General features: G+C 71.2%; 14 protein-coding genes and 1 tRNA gene. 7 read left to right on the top strand and 8 right to left on the bottom strand.

Annotated elements, in window-relative coordinates; all coding sequences use genetic code 11:
* Positions 1-239: 239 nt before the first annotated feature.
* The 3 genes from AC0IY1_RS11825 to leuC all read right to left on the bottom strand — a co-directional run bounded on the left by AC0IY1_RS11825 (position 240) and on the right by leuC (position 2,366).
* Complete coding sequence (locus AC0IY1_RS11825) at positions 240-662, bottom strand: DUF6538 domain-containing protein (RefSeq protein ID WP_471769749.1); 423 nt, start codon at positions 660-662, stop codon at positions 240-242.
* Between the two features lie 97 nt (positions 663-759).
* Positions 760-844 (bottom strand) — tRNA-Leu (locus tag AC0IY1_RS11820).
* Between the two features lie 106 nt (positions 845-950).
* Positions 951-2,366 carry a 3-isopropylmalate dehydratase large subunit gene (leuC, locus tag AC0IY1_RS11815; protein WP_471769712.1) on the bottom strand — a complete coding sequence of 472 codons (1,416 nt, stop codon included), beginning with the start codon at positions 2,364-2,366 and terminating at the stop codon, positions 951-953.
* A gap of 252 nt (positions 2,367-2,618) precedes the next feature.
* On the opposite strand from leuC, the gene AC0IY1_RS11810 reads away from it, so the two are divergent.
* From AC0IY1_RS11810 to AC0IY1_RS11795, 4 genes are read left to right on the top strand one after another with little or no spacing between them, the layout of a single operon-like run.
* Positions 2,619-3,584 (top strand): 2-hydroxyacid dehydrogenase, encoded by a 966-nt coding sequence (locus AC0IY1_RS11810; RefSeq protein WP_103711765.1) that lies wholly within the window; start codon positions 2,619-2,621, stop codon positions 3,582-3,584.
* On the top strand, positions 3,581-4,504 hold the full coding sequence (locus tag AC0IY1_RS11805) for an AprI/Inh family metalloprotease inhibitor (protein ID WP_471769711.1): 924 nt from the start codon (positions 3,581-3,583) through the stop codon (positions 4,502-4,504). Before AC0IY1_RS11810 ends, AC0IY1_RS11805 begins: the two co-directional genes overlap by 4 nt.
* Positions 4,505-4,561: 57 nt before the next feature.
* Positions 4,562-5,434 carry an oxygen-dependent tRNA uridine(34) hydroxylase TrhO gene (trhO, locus tag AC0IY1_RS11800; RefSeq protein ID WP_471769709.1) on the top strand — a complete coding sequence of 291 codons (873 nt, stop codon included), beginning with the start codon at positions 4,562-4,564 and terminating at the stop codon, positions 5,432-5,434.
* On the top strand, positions 5,431-5,640 hold the full coding sequence (locus AC0IY1_RS11795; protein ID WP_055957066.1) for a SlyX family protein: 210 nt from the start codon (positions 5,431-5,433) through the stop codon (positions 5,638-5,640). The genes trhO and AC0IY1_RS11795 overlap by 4 nt, the downstream gene beginning before the upstream one ends.
* A 95-nt stretch (positions 5,641-5,735) precedes the next feature.
* Here AC0IY1_RS11795 and AC0IY1_RS11790 read toward each other — a convergent pair whose 3' ends face one another.
* Positions 5,736-7,178 carry an NAD-dependent succinate-semialdehyde dehydrogenase gene (locus AC0IY1_RS11790; RefSeq protein WP_471769707.1) on the bottom strand — a complete coding sequence of 481 codons (1,443 nt, stop codon included), beginning with the start codon at positions 7,176-7,178 and terminating at the stop codon, positions 5,736-5,738.
* Positions 7,179-7,462: 284 nt separating this feature from the next.
* On the bottom strand, positions 7,463-8,254 hold the full coding sequence (locus AC0IY1_RS11785; RefSeq protein ID WP_471769705.1) for a class II glutamine amidotransferase: 792 nt from the start codon (positions 8,252-8,254) through the stop codon (positions 7,463-7,465).
* Positions 8,255-8,725: 471 nt separating this feature from the next.
* Between AC0IY1_RS11785 and AC0IY1_RS11780 the strand changes: the two genes are divergently transcribed.
* Positions 8,726-9,118, top strand: a complete 393-nt coding sequence (locus tag AC0IY1_RS11780) for a response regulator (RefSeq protein WP_055957069.1) — start codon at positions 8,726-8,728, stop codon at positions 9,116-9,118.
* Positions 9,119-9,257: 139 nt separating this feature from the next.
* Here the strand turns inward: AC0IY1_RS11780 and rpsU are convergent, their stop codons facing one another.
* Entirely contained in the window at positions 9,258-9,572 is a 315-nt protein-coding gene (gene rpsU, locus AC0IY1_RS11775; RefSeq protein ID WP_055957071.1) for a 30S ribosomal protein S21, read from the bottom strand.
* A gap of 555 nt (positions 9,573-10,127) precedes the next feature.
* Here rpsU and AC0IY1_RS11770 point away from each other — a divergent pair.
* Positions 10,128-11,609, top strand: coding sequence for a methyl-accepting chemotaxis protein (locus AC0IY1_RS11770; RefSeq protein ID WP_471769703.1), 1,482 nt, complete (start codon positions 10,128-10,130; stop codon positions 11,607-11,609).
* Positions 11,610-11,652: 43 nt separating this feature from the next.
* On the opposite strand, the gene AC0IY1_RS11765 is transcribed toward AC0IY1_RS11770, so the two are convergent.
* Positions 11,653-16,518, bottom strand: a complete 4,866-nt coding sequence (locus AC0IY1_RS11765) for an NAD-glutamate dehydrogenase (protein WP_471769701.1) — start codon at positions 16,516-16,518, stop codon at positions 11,653-11,655.
* Between the two features lie 1,174 nt (positions 16,519-17,692).
* Here AC0IY1_RS11765 and AC0IY1_RS11760 point away from each other — a divergent pair.
* Complete coding sequence (locus AC0IY1_RS11760) at positions 17,693-18,769, top strand: PAS domain-containing protein (RefSeq protein ID WP_471769699.1); 1,077 nt, start codon at positions 17,693-17,695, stop codon at positions 18,767-18,769.
* Positions 18,770-18,819: 50 nt separating this feature from the next.
* Here the strand turns inward: AC0IY1_RS11760 and AC0IY1_RS11755 are convergent, their stop codons facing one another.
* A complete protein-coding gene (locus AC0IY1_RS11755; protein ID WP_055957076.1) occupies positions 18,820-19,239 on the bottom strand; it encodes an FKBP-type peptidyl-prolyl cis-trans isomerase in 420 nt (139 codons plus the stop codon).
* Positions 19,240-19,244 lie beyond the last annotated feature (5 nt).

The raw sequence follows: 19,244 nt of genomic DNA, 5'->3' as shown, positions 1-19,244 counted from the left end.
CGGAAGCAGCGCGGCGTTTTCCACTATTCATCGGGTAATGCGGTCCGCTCGGGGGGTACACTCGACCGAGCGAGTACTCTGCCCTACGCCTCATCAACGATCTCACGCCTGAGATGCGTGGGGACCTGCCGGGTCAGCCGCTTACCCTCAGTCTATGCAGACTCCTGTTCAGTTCCGCGAGGAGCGCCAGTCAGCCGCCTACGCCTTCTCGCAGGCCTCAGCACCGCGAGGGGCGACATTCACGCGCCCGCGGTCGGCTGCTCAGCTCTGTAAAAGCCGTCTGCCTTCTGTGGTGAAATGTGTTGGGGTTCCAGCCATAGCAGCGGTCGTGATGCGACTGACAGTTTGTCGAAAATCTCTGACCGCCAAAAGCCTTGAATGCTCGGTTCATCTCGGTGCATTCGCACCCAGGCTTCATAGGCGCGATTTGCAATGACGTGCGCTTCGCGTTCGGTCAGATGCCGGACGCCAAGCCGCATGTTGGCCCAGCGGGTTTCAAGGTCTTGCAATGCTGTGATGTGACGCGATTTCGCTATCGCTGGGTCTTTGGTACGAAGGGTAACCTTTACCACCCCTGTACCCGCAGCATGGAGCAAATCCGCAGGCACTCGTTTGCGAAGATAATATGTGCCTGTTTTTGGATGCTTCCAAGGCCGGCTCATTGGGAGAACCATGTGTACCACCCGTGTGTACCTACGGGCGGCCATAAGCCTTTGCTTCTGCTATTTCTTTTCGCGGATCAGCGGCATAGCCATCTGATGGTGCCCAGGAAAGGACTCGAACCTTCACCTCTTGCAAGACTGGTACCTGAAACCAGCGCGTCTACCAATTCCGCCACCTGGGCTCGCCGGGGCCGCTTCGCGGCGCCGACGGGGTTTCGTTTAGGCGGGGTGGGGCCGGCCGTCAATCCGGATCGCAGCGGATTTTTCGGCCGGCCCGTCGATTGTGGCTCAGGCCTCGCGGCGCCACTCGCGGATGTCGACGAAGCGCCCGGCCACGGCCGCCGCCGCCGCCATGGCGGGGGAGACGAGGTGGGTGCGGCCGCGATGGCCCTGGCGGCCCTCGAAGTTGCGGTTCGAGGTCGAGGCGCAGCGCTCGTTCGGGCTCAGGCGGTCGGCGTTCATGCCGAGGCACATGGAGCAGCCCGGCTCGCGCCAGTCGAACCCGGCCGCCTTGAGGATCTGGTCGAGCCCCTCGGCCTCCGCCTGCTGCTTCACCAGGCCGGAGCCCGGCACCACCATGGCGGAGACGTTGGCGTGGACCTTCCGGCCCTCGACCATCTGGGCCACCGCCCGCAGGTCCTCGATGCGGCCGTTGGTGCAGGAGCCGATGAAGACCCGGTCGAGGGTGATGTCGGTGATCTTGGTGCCGGGGGTCAGGCCCATGTAGCTCAGGGCCTTCTCCTTCGACTGGCGCTTGTTCTCGTCCGCGATCCGCGACGGGTCGGGCACGGCGCCGGAGATCGAGACCACGTCCTCGGGGCTGGTGCCCCAGCTGACGATTGGCGGCAGGTTGGCGGCGTCCAGGCGCACCTCGCGGTCGAAATGGGCGCCCGCGTCGGTGACGAGGCTCTCCCAGTAGGCCTTGGCGCGGGCGAAGGCCTCGCCCCGGGGCGCCTTCGGCCGGCCCTCGACATAGGCGTAGGTGATGGCGTCCGGCGCCACCAGGCCGGCGCGGGCGCCGCCCTCGATCGACATGTTGCAGATGGTCATCCGGCCCTCCATCGAGAGGGCGCGGATCGCCGAGCCGGCATACTCGATGACGTAGCCGGTGCCCCCGGCGGTGCCGATCTCGCCGATGATCGCCAGGATGATGTCCTTGGCCGTCACGCCCGGCGGCAGGGTGCCGTCGACGCTGACGCGCATGTTCTTGGCCTTCTTCTGCAGCAGCGTCTGGGTGGCGAGCACGTGCTCCACCTCCGAGGTGCCGATGCCGTGGGCGAGCGCCCCGAAGGCGCCGTGGGTCGAGGTGTGGCTGTCGCCGCAGACGATGGTTTGGCCCGGCAGGGTGAAGCCCTGCTCCGGCCCGATCACGTGGACGATGCCCTGGCGCCGGTCGAGGGCGTCGTAGAACTCGATGCCGAAGTCGCGCACGTTCTCGGCCAGCGCCTCCAGCTGGATGCGGCTCTCCGGGTCCTCGATGCCGAAGCGGCGGTCGGACGTCTGCACGTTGTGATCGACCACCGCGAGGGTCTTCTCAGGGTGGCGCACCCGGCGCCCGGCCACGCGCAGGCCCTCGAAGGCCTGGGGGCTGGTGACTTCGTGGACGAGGTGGCGGTCGATGTAGAGGAGCGTGGAGCCATCGGGCTCGACATCGACGACGTGGTCGTCCCAGATCTTGTCGTAGAGGGTGCGCGGCGCTGTCATGGCGTGGCTGTTCTGGTTGTTCGTCGGGAAACGGGGTGCGGTGTCCCTTTAGTAGTGTTCCAAGGCGCGCAGCGAAAGTGGGGACCCGACTGCGCCGGGCGGATGGCAGCCCGGAGGCGCCCGCATGGGGCCGGGCGCGGGCCGCTCAAGGTCACTGGTCAAGGTCACTGGACCGGTTCGGAGCCGCGGCCTAAAGCTGTCGGCACGGAGCCCCGAGGCTTCCGCCAGATCCCGATCGTCACCGAGACCCCCATGCCGCCCATCGACATCCTGATGCTCAAGGCGATGCATCCCGACGTCATGGACGCCGTCGCCGCGCGCTTCACCCTGCACCGGCTCGACACCGTCCCCGATCCGCAAGCCTTCCTGGCCGAGACCGGCCCGCGCATCCGCGGCCTCGCCACGGGGGCGCAGGCGCCGGTGGACCGGGCCCTGCTGGCGCGCCTGCCCGGCCTCGAGATCGTCGCGAGCTTCGGCGTCGGCTACGACACCATCGACACGGCGGCGGCGGCCGCGCAGGGCGTGGTCGTCACCAACACGCCGGACGTCCTCACCGACGAGGTCGCCGACCTCGCCCTCGGCCTGCTGCTGGCCACCGTGCGCCAGATCCCCCAGGCCGACCGCCACCTGCGCGCCGGGCACTGGCCGCAGCGGACCTACCCGCTGACCCCGACCCTGCGCGGGCGCACCGTGGGCATCCTCGGCCTCGGGAGGATAGGCCGGGCCATCGCCCGGCGCCTGGACGGGTTCGGCGTCGCCATCGCGTATCACGGCCGCCGGCCCCAGGCCGACGTGCCCTACGCCTATCACCCCACCCTGCTCGGCCTCGCGGAGGCGTCCGACGTGCTCCTGGTGGTGGCCCCGGGCGGGCCGGAGACCAACGGAATCGTCGACGCGGCGGTGCTGGAGGCGCTGGGGCCGCAGGGCCTCCTCGTCAACGTCGCGCGCGGCAGCCTCATCGACGAGGCGGCGCTGATCCGGGCCCTCCAGGCCGGCACTATCCTGGGGGCCGGCCTCGACGTCTTCGCCCGGGAGCCGCACGTGCCGCCCGCGCTCGTGGCCATGGACCACGTGGTGCTCCTGCCGCATGTGGGCTCGGCTTCGGTCGAGACCCGGGCCGCCATGGGCCGGCTCGTGGTGGACAACCTCGTCGCCTGGTTCGACGGACGCGGCCCCCTCACGCCGGTGCCGGAGACGCCCTGGACGGCCCGGGCATGATCCGCGCGCGCCACACCGCCGTCGTCGCCCTGGCGCTGGCGACATCGGCCCTCGCCCGGGAGAGCGCCCTCGCCCAGGACAGCGCCCCGGCGCAGGAGACCGCCCCCGCGCAGGAGACCGCCCGGCCGCAGGAGGCGCCCGCGCCGGCGGCCGCCGCACCCGAGCAACCGTTCGTCGCGAGCCTCCCCCGCGACATCGCGGGGGTGCCGGGCACCTGGGACCTGTCGCGGGACGGCAGCACCCGGCGCTGCGTCCTGACCCTGTCGGGCGCGAGCGGGCCCGCCGGGCGGCGGCTGTCCTTCCCGGCCGGGTGCCGCCGGGCCCTGCCGATCCTCAACCACATCGCCGGCTGGCTCTTCGCCGACGGCAACCTGCGCCTCGTCGACAAGGACGTCCGGCCGGTGCTGCAGTTCAGCACCCGGGTCGATGCCCGCAGCCTCGTGGCCGCCGCGGCCGACGAGCATTTCAGCCTGGTGCCGCTCCAGATCGTCGCGATGGTGCCGCCGACCGACGCGGTCCCCACCAGTCCCGGGGCCGGCTACGCCGGGGTGGGCGATGCCGGGGCCGGCAGCGCCGCCCCGGATGCGCGCAGCGCCGCGGCGCCCGCGGCCGTGCCCGCCGGCGAGGGCCCGGCCCCCGGTACCTACGCCCTCGACCGCTACCGTGAGCAGGATGTCTGCCGCATCGAGCTGACGCCGGGCACCGCGCCGGCGCCGGTGCGCATCCTCGACAATTGCCGCGACGGCGGCCTGACGGTGTTCGACCCCGTCTCCTGGCGCTTCGCCAACGGGCACCTGACCCTGAACGCCCGCCGCGGCCACATGGTGAACCTGGTGGCCGCCGGGGACGGGCGCTGGCGCCGCGACCCGGAGGTCGGCACCACCTTCGTGCTGCGCCGGGTCGATCCCGCCGCCCCGTGAGCCCTGTGCCGTAGACCCTGCCCCTGCCCCCTGTTCCTCGCCCGCCGATCGCCCCCGATGCCGCTGACCGTCGCCGCCCTGTACCAGTTCGTCGCCCTGCCGGACGTCGCCGCCCTGCAGGCCCCCCTCGAGGCCTTGTGCGCGGAGCTCGGCCTCACCGGCACCCTGCTGCTGGCGCCGGAGGGCGTGAACGGCACGGTGGCGGGCCCGGCGCCGGCGATCGAAGCCTTCCTGGTGGCGCTGCGCACCGGCCCGCTCTTCGGCGGCCGGCTCGCCGACCTCGACTGCAAGTGCTCGCAGGCCGAGGCGCCGCCGTTCCGCCAGCTCAAGGTCCGGGTGAAGCGCGAGATCGTCACCTTCGACGACGGCGCCACCGATGCGGCCACCGGCGCCGGCACGCCCGTGGCGCCGGAGGCCTGGAACGCGCTGCTGGAGACGCCGGGCCTCCTGCTGATCGACACCCGCAACGCCTTCGAGGTGGCGCTCGGCAGCTTTCCCGGTGCGGTCGATCCGGGGATCACCCGGTTCAGCGACTTCCGCGCCTACGTCGACGGCCTCGACCCGGCGGCGCATCCCCGCGTGGCCATGTTCTGCACCGGCGGCATCCGCTGCGAGAAGGCGGGCGCCTACATGCGCGCGAAGGGCTTCGCCGACGTGCGCCACCTCGCAGGCGGCATCCTGCGCTACCTGGAGACGGTGCCGGACTCCGAGAACCGCTGGACGGGCGACTGCTTCGTCTTCGACGGCCGGATCGCCCTCGGCCCGGCCCTGGTCGAGCGGCCCGACCACGCGCCCGAAACCCTGATGTCCGAATCCCCGATCTCCAAGTCTTCGGTCTGCAAGACCCCGAGCTCCAAGACCGCGATCTCCAAGCCCCCGATCTCCAAGCTCAAGATCCCCGAGACTCCGATCTCCGAGACGCCGCGATGACCGATCTCTCCGCCCGCATCGACGCCCTCGAGATGCGCCTGACCGAGCAGGACGTGGTGATCGACGACCTCAACACCACGATCACGGCCCAGTGGCGCCAGATCGACGCCCTCACCCGGCAGATGGCCAAGCTGGTGGAAGAGGTCGAGGCCGCCGCCAACCGGCCGGGCTCGGGGGCCCCGGAGCCGCCGCCGCCCCATTATTGAGGGGTGATTGTCCTCGCCGGCGCGCCCGCGGCAGCGACAACCCTCCTCCCTCTGCGGGGGGAGGGTCGAACCGCGATCCCGGAGCCGTACGCCCCCTACCCCCCGACGCGCGCCTGGCTGACGAACTTCGTGGTCAGGTAGGCCTCCAGGGCCTCCGAGCCGCCCTCGCTGCCGTAGCCGGAATCCTTGACGCCGCCGAAGGGCGTCTCCGGGAAAGCAAGGCCGTGATGGTTGATGCCGACCATGCCGCTCTGGACCCGGGTCGCGACCTCGACGGCGCGGGAGGCCGAGCGAGTATAGGCGTAGGCGGCCAGGCCATAGGGGAGCCGGTTGGCCTCCGCATAGGCGTCCGCGTCGTCGGAGAAGCGCTGGATCAGCGCCACCGGGCCGAAGGGCTCCTCGTTCATGATCCGGGCGGTCAACGGCACGTCGCAGAGCACGGTCGGCTCGAAGAAGTTGCCGCGGTTGCCGATGCGCTTTCCGCCGGTGCGGAGCGCGGCGCCCTGCGCCACCGCGTCGGCGCAGAGGGTCTCCATCGCCTCCAGGCGCCGGGCATGGATGAGCGGTCCCATGGTGGTCTCGGGGTCGAGCCCGTCGCCGACCCGGCGGCCCTCCGCGAAGGCCACGAAGCCATCGCGAAAGCGGTCGTAGACGGCCTCGTGCACCAGCATCCGGGTCGGGGCGACGCAGACCTGGCCGGCATTGCGGAACTTGTTGGCGCCGAGCACCGCCACGGCGGTGTCGACGTCGGCATCCTCGAACACGATCGCGGGCGCGTGGCCGCCGAGCTCCATCGTCGCCCGCTTCATGTGCCGGCCCGCCAGCGCGGCGAGTTCCTTGCCCACCGGGGTCGAGCCCGTGAACGACATCTTGGCGATTACCGGGTGCGGGATGAGGTAGCCGGAGATCGCGGCCGGGTCGCCGTACACCAGGGAGAGCACGTCGCCCGGGACGCCGGCATCGAGGAAGGCCCGGATCATGGCCGCGCAGCTCGCCGGGGTGTCCTCGGGTCCTTTCAGGATCACCGAGCAGCCGGCGCAGAGGGCGGCCGCCACCTTGCGCACCGCCTGGTTGATCGGGAAGTTCCAGGGCGTGAACGCCGCCACGGGGCCGACCGGCTCGCGCAGCACCATCTGCACGACGCCGTCGGCACGGGCCGGGATGATCCGGCCGTAGGCGCGGCGGCCCTCTTCCGCGAACCAGTCGGTGACGTCGGCCCCTGCCAGGATCTCCACTCGGGCCTCGGCGAGGGGCTTGCCCTGCTCGAGGGTCATGAGGCGGGCGATGTCCTCCACCCGCGCCCGCAGGAGGTCGGCGGCCCCGCGCAGCACCTTGGCGCGCTCGTAGGCCGAGACCTTGCGCCAGGCGGCAAAGCCCCGCTCGGCCGCCGCCAGCGCCCGGTCGAGGTCGTCGCGCGTCGCCACCGCCAGGGTGCCGAGGGTTTCGCCGGTGGCCGGGTTCAGCACCGGCAGGGTCTCCGAGCCGGACCCGTCGGTCCAGGCCCCGGCGATGTGCAGCGTCACGTTCGGATACGTCATCGGCGGCTCCCGCATGGCCATGATGCCGGGTTGTCCGCCCTTCAGGCGCGGGCCGCAACCCACGTCGGGGGATGGCTGGGTCGACGGCCGCGTGCCGCCATCACGCCGAGCCGACCGGACCTCCCGTCTCCCGGGCGATCCGATCGCGGATGCCATCCAGCCGTCATCCCGGGGCGCCGCAAGCGTTTCCGGACCCGGAGGGGCGCGCCGGCGGCGTGCGATCCCGAGCCGCCGACGGTTTCGGGGCCGCCGCTCTCACGGAGGCGGCGCGTCCGACGAGCCGTTCAGGCGGCGATGCGCTCGGCCACCGCTTCGGGGCCGGTGAGGGTCACCGGGCCGCCGCGGCGGGCCTGGAGCGTGCCGCCCTTGGGGACGACCTTCCAGCCGTCGCGACAGCCGTCGATCGGCTCGGAGACGACGACGAGGCCGGTCTCGGTCTGGCGGTAGTAGAGGCTCGGGGGCGAGCCGTCGCAGGCCCAGCGATAGGCCGTCAGGGTCTCGCCGTCCGTGACCACGGCGGTGAAGCGCAGGGGCTCAGTGGCCTCGGCCGCCCGCATCAACTCGCGCACGATGGCCAGCGTCCGGGCCATGGCGCCGATCGGGTCCTCGGCGAGGCCGTTGGCCAGGGCGAGGAGGAAGATCGCCTCGGAATCCGTGGTGCCGCGCCGGTCGTCGTAGAGCGCGTCGGGGATCAGCGCCTCGATCCGGCGCTTGATGCGGTGATAGCCGCCGATCTGGCCGTTGTGCATGAACAGGTGGCGGCCATGGGCGAAGGGGTGGCAGTTCGCCCGGGTGGTGGCGGTGCCGGTGGAGGCCCGCACATGGGCGAAGAACATCCGCGCCCGCACCTGCTGGCACAGGTTCACCAGGTTCTCGTCCGACCAGGCCGGGCAGACGTCGCGGTACAGGCCCGGATCGACCCGCTCCCCGTACCAGCCGATGCCGAAGCCGTCGCCGTTGGTTTCCGTCTTCGCCTCGGCCGCATGGAGCGACTGGTGGACCAGCGAGTGCGTCGGTGCGCAGACGAGGTCGGTCAGGAAGACCGGCTCACCGGAATAGGCGAGAAAGCGGCACATGACGGACAAACACCCCCTGATCTCAACGATACGACCGACCCGGTCGCCGCGCTAGGGCGGCGTCCGCCTCGTGCAACCTCTTCGATCCCAACGCCCCCGACGGTCAGCCTAACGTGGTGAACGCATGGTTAACATCCACCGCGGTCCCGGCCTCGCGCCGAGCCAGCCATGCAAGAGGCGCACCGTCTCGGACCCGGGCGAGTCCGGCGGGCGGCGGCCTGCGGGGCACTCATCATGCGAGCCCGGCGGGAATGCGGCGCCGGAACCGATCATCGATGCGGGAACCGCATAGCCGGAACAACGATTCGAACTCTTGCCCACTGTACCGTGGCGGCGCAGCATCACTTCGAGAGAATCAGTACCACGAAAGGATCAGGCCGGGCCGGACACGGCTGGCCTGTGCCCGCGTATCGCGTCCCGCCCGTCCATTCCCCGCGTTCGCCACGCCCGATGCCCGATTGAGGAGACTTCATGGATCGCTCACACGCCCCCTGCCCGATCGCCCTCGTGGTCGAGGACGATGCCGATGTCCGCAACCTCGCGACCGCCGTCCTGGAGGAAAGCGACCTCGACGTCATCGCCTGCGACACGGCCGAGGCCGCGATCTCGGTGCTGGAGCGCTCCGGCGGCAACGTCGCCCTGCTCTTCGCCGACGTCCGGCTGGGCGCCGGCATGGACGGGATCGCCCTGGCGAGCGCCGTCGAGCGGCGCTGGCCGGATGTCCGCGTCGTCCTGACCTCCGGCGGCGACGCCCGCGGCGGCGAGGCCCTGCCGGCCCAGGCGGTCTACATGCAGAAGCCCTGGCGCGCCCTCGACGTGCTGGTCCAGGCCGAGCACGCGACGGTGGCGGCCCGGGCCGCCTGACGGTTCTCGCCCGCTCAACGCGAAACAGCCCGGCCGCTGAGCGACCGGGCTGTTTTCGTAGGCGGTGACGGGCGATGGTCGCGATTTTGCGCTGCCGTCGTCCGCCTGGATTCCGCGCGAAAATTCCGCGCGGCTGGACTCAGGCGTTGCCGGCGGGCGGCAGCACGGTCGGAGCGGTCGGGGCAAACGGCGAACCGCCCGGACGACGCGGCGCACCGGCACCGAAACGGGGCTTCGGCTTCGGCGCAGCGATCAGGCCCTCGCGGATCGCGGTCTTGCGGGCCTGCTTGCGGGCGCGGCGCACGGCCTCGGCCTTCTCACGAGCCTTGCGGACGGAAGGCTTCTCGTAGGCCTTGCGCTGCTTCATCTCGCGGAAGATGCCCTCGCGCTGCATCTTCTTCTTCAGGACGCGGAGGGCTTGGTCGACGTTGTTGTCGCGAACGAGTACCTGCAACGGTTTCAATCCTCTGAAACGATGTTTGTTGGGCGGCGCCGACCCTGAGACCCTCCCGGAGCCCCGCGACGCGAACTGCAAAACGTCCCGGACCCAGGATTTCACCCGGGCGGGACGTCCGTCAGACGGCCTCGAATCGGCGCAGAAACTGCACTTGGGGCAGGCTCATACACCAACCGCCCGCGAGTTCCAACACGCCTTGCCGCGGCCGGGGCGCATTATCGCGGCGGCGGCGGGACAAACCGCGCGCCCTGTCGCCCCCGGGACGCACGCAGCACCGGGCGCGCCTGCCCCAAGGATTCCGAAGTGGTCGCCGGCTCCGGTGCGGCAATGATGGGCGCTCCATAAGATGAAGCGCGCCTTCCCGAGGTTTCGCGCGGAGAACCTGCTTCGTGCGGGGCGCGAATGGTTGCCCAATCGTCGGCCGGATTGCGCGGATTTTCCGATCTTTAATGTTTGTGTCGCAGTTTCTCTGCGCAGCAGGCAGGATCATCCGGTGCGACGATCGAATGCTGTGACCTGAACCCGTCCGGGGTTCTGATTCTGGGGCGTTCGATGCTGGGTCTAAGGAAGAAGTCGGCCGCCGAGACGGACGCGAAACTTGCGGCCCTCGACAAGTCGCAGGGCATCATCGAGTTCAATCTCGACGGCACGGTGATCAGTGCCAATCCGAACTTCCTCGCCGTCATCGGCTACGACCTGGCCGAGATCCGCGGTCAGCATCACAGCCTCTTCGTCGAGCCCGCCCAGCGCGACACAGCCGCCTACGCCGCGTTCTGGGCCAAGCTGCGCCGGGGCGAGTACGAGGCCGCCCAGTACAAGCGCGTCGCCAAGGGCGGGCGCGAGGTCTGGATCGAGGCCTCCTACAACCCGATCCTCGACGGGGCCGGCAAGCCCTACAAGGTGGTCAAGTTCGCCACCGACATCACGCAGCAGAAGAGGCAGGACGCCGACGTGCAGGGCCAGCTCGCCGCCCTGCACAAGGCCCAGGCGGTGATCTCCTTCAACCTCGACGGCACCGTCCTCGACGCCAACGCGAACTTCCTCGCCGCCGTCGGCTACACCCTGCCGGAGATCGTCGGCCGGCATCACCGGATGTTCGTGGAGCCCGGCGAGCGCGACAGCGCAGCCTATGCGGAGTTCTGGGACCGGCTGCGCCAGGGCACCTACCAGGCCGCCCAGTACAAGCGCGTCGCCAAGGGCGGGCGCGAGGTCTGGATCGAGGCCTCCTACAACCCGATCCTCGATGCCAGCGGGCACCCCTACAAGATCGTCAAGTTCGCCACCGACATCACCGCGCAGGTGACGCTCCTTAACGACCTGCGCCGGCTGATCGCCCAGAACTTCGGCGAGATCGACGGCGCGGTGCTGCTCACGAACAGCCAGACGCGGGAGGCCGACGCGGCGGCGAGCACCACCTCCAGCAACGTCCAGACCATGGCGGCGGCCTCCGAGGAACTCGCCGCCTCCGTCGCCGAGATCTCGCAGAGCATGGCCCATTCGCGGGTCGCCACCGAGGCGGCCCAGGGCCAGGTCGTCGCCGCCGCCGAGGCGACCCAGAAGCTGACCCAGGCCGCCGGCGCGATGAGCGGCATCGTCGGGCTGATCCAGACCATCGCCGGCCAGATCAACCTGCTGGCGCTCAACGCGACGATCGAGTCGGCCCGGGCCGGCGAGGCCGGCCGCGGCTTCGCGGTGGTGGCCCAGGAGGTGAAGAACCTCGCCAACCAGGCGGCCCGCGCCACCGAGCAGATCACCGGCGAGATCGACAACGTGCAGGCGGTGTCCAAGCAGGTCGGCGAGTCGCTCCAGACCATCCAGCTTTCCGTGACGCAGATGCGCGACTACGCCATCAGCACGGCGGCGGCGGTGGAGGAGCAGAGCGTCGTCACCCAGGACATGTCGGGCAACATGCAGCACGCCGCCAGCGCGGTCGCGGCGATCTCGCAGAACATCCAGGCGATCGGCCAGTCGATCGGCCAGGTCTCCCGCGCGGTGGAGACCACCAAGGACGCCGCCCGGGTCCTCGCCCGCTAGGGGCCGCCCTCCCCCGCGCCGACGCTCAGCCCTTGGCCGGCCCTCAGCCCTGGGCCGGCGCCCCCTTGGGACGCGCCAGGTCGGCCAGCAGGCTCGCCGCCACCGTCGCCTTGGAGACCGTGAGCCCCGAGGCCGTCACCGCCTCCAGGGTGGCGCGGGCATGGTCGAGGGCCGCGCCGCGGCTTCGGCTCCAGGCCGTCACCGCCTCGGGCCCGGCCCCCACCGTGCCGACGACCTCGGCGGTGAGCCGGCGATGGGCGGTGGCGATGGTGGAGACGGCCCGCTCCAGGGCGATGCGGTCGTAGGTGTCGCCGGTGGCGACCGCCCGGGCGGCCGCCGCGAGTTCGGAGAGCCGGAGGGCCCGGTCCAGGGCGAAGTGGGTCGCGGCGATGTCGGGCATCGCGCCGCCGCCGGACTCGGCGATCCGGACGATGTCGGGGGCCGAGGTCAGGGCGGTGAGCGCCGCGAGGCGGCGGGCCGGCGCCGCGGCCATGCCGAGGCCGACGAGTTCGGCCTCGCGCGCGGCCAGCTGTCCGTTCACCGCCTCCCCCATCACCTCCGGCAGGGCCGCCTGCAGGGCGCTGATGCCCTCGCGATAGCGGGCGACGATGGGGGCGACGCCGCCCGAGAGGTCGAGGTTGCGCAGGAACCAGACGATCCGGCCCACGAGCAGGTCCTGCACCTCGGCGTAGAGGGCGATCTGCGCCTGCCCGGCGATGGCGCCGGCCAGACCGTCGATGGCGAGGTTCAGCTCCATCAGGCCGTAGGCGTCGCGGGTGATGGCGTAGGCCTTGGCGATGGCGCTCGCATCGGCGCCGGTCTCTTCCACGAGGCGGGTGACGAGGGAGGGCCCGCCGCGGTTGACGATGATGTTGGAGAGCGCGGTGCTGATGATCTCCCGGCGCAGGCGGTGGCCGTTCACCGCGTCGGGGAATTGCTGGCGCAAGGCGGCGGGGAAATAGCGCTGCAGCTCCCGGTCGAAATAGGGGTCGTTCGGAGCCGTGCTGGCCAGGAGCGCGTCGTAGAGGGCGAGCTTGGCGTAGGCGAGGAGCACCGCGTATTCCGGCCGAGTCAGCCCCTCCCCCCGGCGCATCCGCTCCGCGATGGCGGCATCGTCCGGCAGCAGCTCGACGCCGCGGTCCAGGCGCCCCTCCGCCTCCAGGGCCTGCATCGTCCGCATGGCGAAGCCCGTCTCGGGCAGGCCCCGGTACTGGGCCAGGGAGAGCGCCAGGGTCTGGAGCTGGTTGTTGCGCAGCACCAGGGCGGCAACCTCGTCGGTCATCGCCACCAGGAGGGCGTTGCGGGCTTGCCCGTCGAGGCGCCCGTCGCGCTCCGGGGTCATCAGCGCGATCTTGATGTTCACCTCCACGTCGGAGGTGTTCACCCCGGCGGAGTTGTCGATGGCGTCGGTGTTGAGGCGGACCCCGTTGCGGGCCGCCTCGATGCGCCCGCGCTGGGTCGCCCCGAGATTGGCGCCCTCGCCGATGACCTTGGCCCGGACCATCGCGCCGGTGATGCGCACCGCGTCGTTGGCGCGGTCGCCGGCCTCCTCGTCGGATTCCGCGGCGGCGCGGATGTAGGTGCCGATGCCGCCGAACCAGAGCAGGTCCACCGGCGCCTTCAGGATCGCCTGCATCAGCTCCGCCGGCGTCGCCGCGTCCTGGGCGAGGCCGAGCACCGCCTGGATCTCGGGCGAGAGCGGGATGGTCTTCAGGCTGCGGGCGTAGAGGCCGCCGCCGGGCGAGATCAGGCCGGCGTCGTAGTCGCGCCAGGAGGAGCGGCCGAGATCGAACAGGCGCCCGCGCTCGGCGAAGCTCGCGGCCGCGTCGGGGTTCGGGTCGAGGAAGATGTCGCGGTGGTCGAAGGCCGCCACGAGGCGCAGGGCGCGCGACAGCAGCATGCCGTTGCCGAAGACGTCGCCGGACATGTCGCCCACGCCCGCCACCGTGATCGGGTCGGCCTGGGTGTCGATGTCCATCTCGCGGAAGTGGCGCTTCACCGCCTCCCAGGCGCCGCGGGCGGTGATGCCCATGCCCTTGTGGTCGTAGCCCTGGCTGCCGCCCGAGGCGAAGGCGTCGCCGAGCCAGTGGCCGCGCTCGGCCGAGAGGGCGTTGGCGATGTCCGAGAAGGTGGCGGTGCCCTTGTCGGCCGCCACCACGAGATAGGCGTCGTTGGGATCGTGCCGCACCGTGTCAGCCGGCGGCACGATGGCGTCGCCGACGATGTTGTCGGTGAGTTCGAGCAGGGTCCGGATGAAGATCCGGTAGCTCTCGGTGCCCTCGGCCATCCAGGCCTGCCGGTCCGAGGCCGGCGGCAGGCGCTTGGGGAAGAAGCCGCCCTTGGCGCCCACCGGCACGATCACGGCGTTCTTCACCTGCTGGGCCTTCACCAGGCCGAGCACCTCGGTGCGGAAGTCCTCCGGCCGGTCGGACCAGCGCAGGCCGCCGCGGGCGACGTAGCCGAAGCGCAGGTGCACGCCCTCGACGCGGGGCGCATAGACGAAGATCTCGAAGAACGGGCGCGGCAGCGGCATGCCGCTGACCTTGGCGCAGGCGAACTTGAAGGCGATGGCCTCCCGGCGTCCGCCGCCCGGGGCGACCTGGAAGAAGTTGGTCCGCAGGGCCGCCTCGATCAGGTTGACGAAGCGGCGCAGGATGCGGTCCTCGTCGAGGCTGGTCACGGCGGCGAGGTCCGTCTCGATCCCGGCGCGGATGGCGGCCTGGGCCGCCTCGCGGTCGCCGGGGGCGGCCGGGTCGAACCGGGCCCGGAACAGCGCGACCAGGGCACGGGCGACGCCCGGATGCGCGCTGAGGGTGGCGGCGAGGTAGTCCTGGCCGTAGCGGATGCGGAGCTGGCGCAGGTAGCGGCCGAGGGCGCGCAGCAGGGCGACGTCGCGCCAAGGCAGCTCGGCCTCCAGCACGAGGCGGTTGTAGCCGTCGGATTCGGCGAGCCCCGTGCCGAGCGCCAGGAGCGCCTCCTCCAGCAGGGTCTCGAGACGGCCGAGATCGATGGCCGCGCCGGTGGCGCGCTCCAGCAGCATGTCGTGCAGCCAGACCCAGCCGGCCTCGTCGGCCCCGGGGGGCAGGATGCGGTAGGTCCGCTCGTTGACGACCCGGAAGCCGAGGTTCTCCAGCACCGGCACCCGCTCGGACAGGGAGAGCGAGGCGCCCCGCGAAAACACCTTCAGGCGGATCTGCGCCTCCGGGTCGGCGGCGCGCCGGCCGATATCGGCCGCCCGGGGCCGCTCGGGGCTGAGGCGCTCCAGGGTCATGATGTCGGCGATGGCGACCGCGGGAGCGAAGCTCTCGCGATAGGCCGCCGAGAAGGCCTCGCCGTAGCGGGCGGCCAGGATCCGGGCCTCCGAGCCGTCCAGGGTCTCGGCGAGGGCCGCCCGCAATTCGTCGCCCCAGGTTCGGACCAGGGCGGCGATGCCGGCCTCCAGGGCGGCGGGATCGCGCTCGGGCGCGCCGGATTCGGGCAGGCCGATGATGACATGGGTGCGGGCGAGCGGCCCGTCCGGGAAGTACGGGTAGGCCGCCGAGATCCGGCCGCCGTATTCGCTGGCGAGGTAGGCGCCGATCCGCGCCCGCACGGTGGAATCGTAGCGGTCCTTCGGCACGTAGACGAGGAGCGAGACGAAGCGGCCGAAGCGGTCGGGCCGCGACAGCACCCGCAGGCGCGGCCGGTCGGCGAGGTGGGCGATGGCGAGGCTGAAGCGGTAGAGCCGGTCGGCGTCGATCTGGAACAGGTCGTCGCGCGGGTAGGTCTCCAGCACGTCGAGGAGGCCGCGCCCCGCATGGCTCGTGGGATCGAGGCCCGCGCGCAGGGCCACCTGCGCCACCTTCTCGCGCAGGTACGGGATCTCCCGCGTCGGCAGGGTGTAGGCGCTCGCGTTGAACAGGCCGACGATGCCGACCTCGCCGGTCAGGCGGCCGTCCGCGCCGAACAGCTTGCAGGCGATGTAGTCGAGATGGGCGGCCCGGTGGACCCGGGACTTCACGCTGGCCTTGGTGATGATGAGGGCCTGCGGGCCCTCGAGGAAGGCGCGGATCTCCGGCGTCATGTCCACGAGGGCGCCGCCGCGCCGGAGCACCGCCACCGCCGGATCGCGCAGCAACCCCAGGCCCGAGCCCTCCACCAGGGCATGCTCCGCCCCGGAGAGGCTGTGCTCGCGCAGGCCCAGCACTGTGAAGTGCCCCGCGCCGAGCCAGGCCAGGAAAGCGCGCGCCTCCGCGACCTCCTCCGACGGCAGGGGCGGCGGGGCGGCGGCGTAGGCCGCCGCGAGGCCGGCCAGCCGGCTGGCCATGGCGTCCTGGTCGTCGGTGGCCAGGGCGACGTCGTGGAACACGCGGGCCAGGCCCTCGACAAGGCGGGTGCGGGCCTCGCCGGCATCGAGCCGGTCGAGATGGATGTGGATGAAGCTCTCCCGCGCGAACCCCGCCTGCGTGTCGGCGGTGGTCTCCCCCACCACCCGGACCAGGGCGCCCGCGTCGTCGCGCTCGACGCCGAGGATCGGGTGTGCGACGAGGTGGGGCGCCAACCCCTGCTCCGTCAGCTCGGCCAGGGCGGAATCGAGCAGGAACGGCCGGTTGTCGTTGACGACTTCGACGATGGTCAGGTCGCGCATCCGTCCCTCGCGCAGGACGGCGCGGTCACTGACGGACAGGTTGGCGGCTGCGCCCGGATGCCGGGGTGCGGCGAGGTGCCCCCGGGCCGCCAGAGCGAGTTCGGCGAGATCCTGCGCCGTGTAGGGCGCGAGGTCCTCGGGGGGCACGCGCCCGAACAGGTCGGTGACGAAGCCGCCGGGGCTGCCCTGCGCCACGACCCGGTCGGCCGCGGCGCCGAGAAGGTCCGTGCGGGCACCCCGGGCCTCGGGGCTGGACAGGGCGGCGTTCCGTTCCAGGGCCATGGTCATCGTGTCCTTGCGGCGGGCGTCGGCGCGCTCGCGCGGGGCTGGTCCCGCTCACGGCAGGCCGCGGCGGCGTTCGGGCGGGGCCGGCCTGTCTGGCGGAGGGAGGCGGGGGGACGGGGGCTGGATCGCATCGTCGGGTCGCCGATCTCTCTGCCGGCCCGCGATTCGCCAGCGGTGGCCGCCGCGCCCCACTTGAGCATCGGCCTCCGGCTCTTGCCAGGGCCGGACGGCCGGATCGGGCCCGAGTGGCTACGACCGGCGGTCGATGTCAGGCTTTGTGGGCCGCGCGCGGCACGGGTGCGGCCCGAGAGCGGCCGAGGCCGCGGCACGCGGTCTGCAGCAAGCGGTCTGGAGCACGCGGTCCGAAGCACGCCCGCGAAGCCTGAAGCGTAGCCGGGCCATCCGGGGCGGGTCCCACAGCTCGACGCGTGGGCTCGTCCGGCAAGTCGACCCGCGACGAACGACCCTATCCATGCGTGCTATTCCCATCCTCTATTCTCGAATTCTCACGAATTCTTGAAGACAACCCAGGGTTTTAAAGGACATTTTCAGTCTTGGAAGATGGTCATTTTCGCGCAACTACAGTGTCCCACTGTCTGCGAAGGCTTCGTCCGTCCGCGAAGGTTGGGAGACGCGAAGAGCTTGCGATCACCCGAGGAGAGAATTCCTGCGACCGCGATCGGGCGGACACCGCGTCCCCCGATGCACCGCCCGTCTCCGACACGATTCGACCCTGCGCCGAGCGCGCAGCCCGGTCTCCGGCAAGGGGCGGGCGCAGACGTCCGGCTCTGCACGCCAGGGAGCCGGTTCAGGACCAGCCACCGGGCGGATGCGGCTCCGGGACAGGTCCGGCAGCCGTCGCGGCGGTGTATCGCGTTGCGATCGAAGACAAACATCCGAGAGCATTGCGCCTCCGGCTCAGGCCGAGCGCGTCGCTCCGCGGCAATGCTGCGGCCGGGAAACGCCTCTGCGGCGCGGCAACACCTCCTCGGTCTTGTAGCATATCAGAGCTATTGTGAATGATTTTTAATGTAGCGCCCCGGCTTTTAACTGGACTTGCCGCGATGGGCTCTCATAATCCAGCAAGGTGCAGGCAACGTGTGCCTGCACTTACGTAGTCATGAGAGATGACTCCTTGTTTTCCGCCAGTCTGATCCGTTCCGGAATTTCTGTGCCAAGAGAGGAACCGCGTCAGCCCGTTCCCGCCTCGCTCGCGCAGATTCTCCGGCTGGTCGAGGAACTGGCGCAGATCGGGCTCTGGTCCATCGACCTCCGGTCGGGCGTGCTCTCGCTATCGGACGGCGTCGCCCGGCTCACCGGCCTCTCCCAGCAGACCACCCGGATGGAGGCGCTGCGCGCCCTCGTCCATCCCGAGGACAGCCCGATCTTCGAGGAGGTCTCGGCCGCGCTGCGGACCGGGATCCCGGTCGATCGCGGATTCCGGATCGTTCGGCCGGATCGGACCGTGCGCTGGGTCGAGTTCAAGGGGAACGTGGTGCTGGGGGCGGATTCCCGTCCGGTCCGGGCCGACGGCCTGATCGTGGACGTGACCAGCCGGCATGAGACCACGCAATCCGTCCTGCGCAACCAGGCGCGCTACGAGGGCCTGGTCCAGGCGATCGCGGCCGTGGTCTGGCTGATGAGCCCGGACGGGGTCCATCAACCGTCCCCGAGCTGGTGCACCCTGACGGGTCAGACCCCGGAGGAGTGGCATGCCGGCGGCTGGGCCTCGGCGATCCATCCCGAGGATCGGGAGCGCGCGGCGAGCGCCTGGGCGACGGCCTTCCGCCGGCAGGAACCCTACGAAGCCAATTACCGCCTGCGCCGTGCCGACGGGGATTACCGCTGGGTCAGCAGCCGGGCCGTCCCGGTGCTCAATCCCGACCGCTCGGTCCGGGAGTGGATCGGCCTCGTCATAGACATGACCAGCACGGCCAGCGTGATGACCCAGCCCCGGGACCTGGCGCTGTTCGACATTTCCGGGCCGCTGATCCGGAGCGCCCGGGCGATGCTCAACTGGTCGATCCCGGACCTCGCGGCGGCCGCCGAGGTCTCGGGCTCCAGCATCAAGCGATTCGAGGAAAGCGGCGGTGCCGCGTTGCGGCCGCGGACGCGCGCCGCCATCCGGAACGCGCTGGAAGCCGCCGGCATCACGTTCGTCGCGCGCCTGTCCGGCGAGGTCGGCCTGGTCTTCCGGCCGGTTGCGCCCGAGGCGCAATGGGAGTCCCGACCCGACACCGCCGACTGAGGCGGCACGGGGCGCCGGTCGCGCGACCTCGACGCGACCGGCGTGGTATACTAGCGGGCGCCGAGAAGCTCGACGTCGAAGATCAGGGTCGCGTTGGGCGGGATCACGCCGCCGGCGCCGCGCGGGCCGTAGCCCTGGTCCGGCGGGATGATCAGCGTGCGCTTGCCGCCGACCTTCATCGTGGCGACGCCCGTATCCCAGCCGGCGATGACCTGCCCGGCGCCGAGGGTGAAGGTGAAGGGCGTGCCGCGATCCCGCGAGGAATCGAACTTCTTGCCCGGCTTGCCACCGTCGTCGAGCCAGCCCGTGTAGTGGACGCTGACCTTCTGGCCGGCCTTCGGCTCGGGGCCGGTGCCCACGACCTCGTCACGGTACTGGAGGCCCGAGGGGGTGGTGATGGTCTCGGCGGATGCGGATGCAGTCATGGCGAGGATCAAGGCTCCGGTGAGGGCATAGAGGGGACGGCGCATGGTAG

Source organism: Methylobacterium sp. AC690 (assembly GCF_979256535.1).
This window is presented reverse-complemented; position numbering and strand designations above follow the sequence as displayed.

Bases quoted from the DNA above. Each gene is read 5' to 3' on its own strand.
- AC0IY1_RS11825 (WP_471769749.1), bottom strand. From the start codon at position 662: ATGAGCCGGCCTTGGAAGCATCCAAAAACAGGCACATATTATCTTCGC.
- leuC (WP_471769712.1), bottom strand. From the start codon at position 2,366: ATGACAGCGCCGCGCACCCTCTACGACAAGATCTGGGACGACCACGTC.
- AC0IY1_RS11810 (WP_103711765.1), top strand. From the start codon at position 2,619: ATGCCGCCCATCGACATCCTGATGCTCAAGGCGATGCATCCCGACGTC.
- AC0IY1_RS11805 (WP_471769711.1), top strand. From the start codon at position 3,581: ATGATCCGCGCGCGCCACACCGCCGTCGTCGCCCTGGCGCTGGCGACA.
- trhO (WP_471769709.1), top strand. From the start codon at position 4,562: ATGCCGCTGACCGTCGCCGCCCTGTACCAGTTCGTCGCCCTGCCGGAC.
- AC0IY1_RS11795 (WP_055957066.1), top strand. From the start codon at position 5,431: ATGACCGATCTCTCCGCCCGCATCGACGCCCTCGAGATGCGCCTGACC.
- AC0IY1_RS11790 (WP_471769707.1), bottom strand. From the start codon at position 7,178: ATGACGTATCCGAACGTGACGCTGCACATCGCCGGGGCCTGGACCGAC.
- AC0IY1_RS11785 (WP_471769705.1), bottom strand. From the start codon at position 8,254: ATGTGCCGCTTTCTCGCCTATTCCGGTGAGCCGGTCTTCCTGACCGAC.
- AC0IY1_RS11780 (WP_055957069.1), top strand. From the start codon at position 8,726: ATGGATCGCTCACACGCCCCCTGCCCGATCGCCCTCGTGGTCGAGGAC.
- AC0IY1_RS11770 (WP_471769703.1), top strand. From the start codon at position 10,128: ATGCTGGGTCTAAGGAAGAAGTCGGCCGCCGAGACGGACGCGAAACTT.
- AC0IY1_RS11765 (WP_471769701.1), bottom strand. From the start codon at position 16,518: ATGGCCCTGGAACGGAACGCCGCCCTGTCCAGCCCCGAGGCCCGGGGT.
- AC0IY1_RS11755 (WP_055957076.1), bottom strand. From the start codon at position 19,239: ATGCGCCGTCCCCTCTATGCCCTCACCGGAGCCTTGATCCTCGCCATG.